This is a genomic window from Streptomyces sp. SID14478 (assembly GCF_010548525.1).
In the GTDB taxonomy this organism is placed as follows: Bacteria; Actinomycetota; Actinomycetes; order Streptomycetales; family Streptomycetaceae; genus Streptomyces.
In genome coordinates this window covers 1-293 of the sequence record NZ_JAAGMG010001016.1, presented here as the reverse complement: position 1 = coordinate 293, position 293 = coordinate 1, and the positions used below count along the sequence as shown (strand labels likewise).

Sequence of the window (293 nt, the reverse complement as noted above, 5' to 3'; positions counted from 1 at the left end):
CGTCGCGCTCGCCGGCACCGACCCGCAGTACGCGGGCGCCGCCTCCGGCGTGCTGTCCACCGCGAGCCAGATCGGCGGCGCGGTGGGGGTGGCCGGCGTGGGTGTCGTCTTCTACCACGTACTGGGCGACGCCGGGCACGTGTCGGCGTACGCGGACGCCTTCACGGCGAGCCTCGATCTGCTCGGCCCGCTGGCCCTCGCGGTCGCCGTGCTCGTCCAGTTCTTCCCGAAGCCCGAGTCGGCTTCCTGAACGGGTCGTCGGGCGCCTGCCGCCCGGCGGCCGGCGGGGTCGC

Annotated in this window: 1 pseudogene; it reads left to right on the top strand. The window is 76.1% G+C overall.

Annotated elements, in window-relative coordinates:
- Positions 1 to 250 (top strand): annotated as a pseudogene (locus G3I40_RS32630) (MFS transporter); the annotation flags it as partial.
- Positions 251 to 293: the final 43 nt, after the last annotated feature.